This is a genomic window from Nitratireductor sp. GZWM139, assembly GCF_030068685.1.
In the GTDB taxonomy this organism is placed as follows: Bacteria; Pseudomonadota; Alphaproteobacteria; order Rhizobiales; family Rhizobiaceae; genus Nitratireductor; species Nitratireductor aquimarinus.
The window spans coordinates 1-2210 of record NZ_JAMQML010000046.1 but is presented as its reverse complement, the minus strand read 5'-3'; the positions used below and the strand labels follow the sequence as shown (position 1 = coordinate 2210).

Sequence of the window (2210 nt, the reverse complement as noted above, 5' to 3'; positions counted from 1 at the left end):
GGGATGTTGCGGCGCGATATGATCTGCGGCCCAATGATCTGTCGGAATGGCGGCGGCAGGCGCGGGAGGGGAAGCTGGTTTTGCCGGCATTGCCGGAGGCTGAGCCTGCGTTCGCGCCAATGGTTATCGAAGGGTTAACCGACCGTACGGTGGCGGCGGAGGACGCAACGCTTGAGATCGTCTGCTGCGATGTGGTGATCCGGCTGGACGGGGCGACCCCGGCGACGCGGATTGCGGAGATTGTCCGGGCGCTGACTGGGGCACATGGGGCATGATCTTCCCGTCGAACCGGGTGCGGATCGTGGTGGCGACAAAGCCGGTGGACTTCCGCAAAGGCCATGACGGGCTGGCAGCGCTGGTGAAGAACGAACTCAGGAAGGAGCCGTTCACCGGCACGGTGTTTGTGTTCCGCGCCAAGCGGGCTGACCGGCTGAAGCTGCTCTATTGGGACGGCACCGGGCTGGTGATGGCGTACAAGCGGCTGGAGGAGACGACCTTCACCTGGCCGACGATCCGGGATGGGCTCATGTCGCTGAACCACGCCCAGTTCGAGGCGCTGTTTGCCGGGCTGGATTGGCGGAAAGTGAAGGCGCTGGCGGCGCGTCCGCCGACTGCGACAGAGTGAATCACTGGGGCGTTTAAGCGGGCAGTCGAAGACCGAACTTGATAGACCCTGGGCATGAACGCGGTGGCAAATCTTCCCGATGACATCGATGCCCTGAAAGCCATCATCCTGGCCCAACAGGAGCAGAATGCGCGCCTGGAAGCCCTAGTCGCGGCCTTCAAACAGGCTATGTTCGGGCGCAAGTCCGAGAAGATCGACCCCGACCAGTTCGAGCTGGCGCTGGAGGATATCGAAACGGCGATTGCCCAGGTCGAGGCCGAGGGCGAGGCCAATCCGCTGGTCACGCCGACGCAAACCGCGACGCCCCGCAAGGCCAACCGGGGTTCGTTGCCCAGGCACCTGCCGCGCATCGAGGAGGTCATCGAACCTGAAAGCACGTTGTGCGATTGCGGCTGCGAGCGCCACGTGATCGGCGAAGATGAAAGCGAGCGGCTGGATATCGTGCCCGCACAGTTCCGGGTAATCGTCACCCGACGCCCCAAATATGCCTGCCGGTCCTGCGAGGGCGGCATCGTTCAGACCCCGGCACCGGCACATCTGATCCCCGGCGGCATGCCGACCGAGGCCACCGTGGCCCATGTGATCGTCAGCAAATACGCCGACCATTTGCCGCTCTATCGCCAAGCGCAAATCTACAGCCGCCAGGGCATCGATCTCGACCGCTCGACACTGGCCGCCTGGGTCGGTCGAGCAGCCTTCGAACTAACCCCGGTCTATGAGGCACTGCTCGCCAACCTGAAACGGTCGAGCAAGCTGTTCATGGACGAGACCACGGCCCCGGTCCTTGATCCCGGACGACGGAAGACCAAGACCGGCTACTTCTGGGCTCTCGCTCGCGACGATCGCCCCTGGGGCGGGGACGATCCGCCCGGCGTCGCCTTCACCTACGCGCCGGGCCGGTCCGGCCAATATGCCGAGGATATCCTCGACGGCTTCTCCGGCGCCCTGCAGGTCGACGGCTATGCGGGCTACAACCGGCTGCTCAAACGACCCGCCCAGGATGTCGAACTGGCCTACTGTTGGGCCCATGCCAGGCGCAAACTACACGAAGTCGCCCAGACCGGCACCACGCCCATCGCCGATGAGGGGCTAAAACAGATCGCCAACCTATACCGGATCGAGAAGGAGAGCCGCGGCCAAAACCCCGAGGCCCGCCTGGCCGCCCGGCAGGAACGGTCAAAGCCGATTATCGACGACTTCGAGACCTGGCTCACAACCCACCGCGCCCGCGTATCCGCCAAATCCCCCCTCGGAGAGGCCCTCAAATACATCGCCAAATACTGGGACGGCCTGACCCTGTTCCTGACCGACGGCCGTATCGAGATCGATAACAATGCCGTCGAACGAACCATCCGCCCCATCGCGCTCAACCGAAAGAACGCCCTCTTCGCAGGCCACGACGCCGGGGCGCAGAACTGGGCGATGCTGGCGACGCTGATCGAAACCTGCAAACTCAACGCCATCGATCCCCACGCCTGGATGTCGAACACGCTCACCGCTATCGTTAATGGCCACAAACAATCCCGGATCGGTGAACTCCTGCCATGGAACTACGACCAGGCAGTGTGACCGGCGCACCGCTTAC

Annotated in this window: 3 protein-coding genes; all 3 read left to right on the top strand. The window is 63.8% G+C overall.

The window, feature by feature from the left end; genetic code table 11:
* Positions 1 to 275: transposase (locus NDI72_RS21795; RefSeq protein WP_283801780.1), on the top strand; the 275-nt coding region annotated here is incomplete at its 5' end.
* Positions 272 to 625, top strand: coding sequence for an IS66 family insertion sequence element accessory protein TnpB (gene tnpB / locus NDI72_RS21790; protein ID WP_206996256.1), 354 nt, complete (start codon positions 272 to 274; stop codon positions 623 to 625). The genes NDI72_RS21795 and tnpB, both read left to right, overlap by 4 nt.
* 54 nt (positions 626 to 679) lie before the next feature.
* Positions 680 to 2194 carry an IS66 family transposase gene (gene tnpC / locus NDI72_RS21785; protein ID WP_283801779.1) on the top strand — a complete coding sequence of 505 codons (1515 nt, stop codon included), beginning with the start codon at positions 680 to 682 and terminating at the stop codon, positions 2192 to 2194.
* Positions 2195 to 2210: the final 16 nt, after the last annotated feature.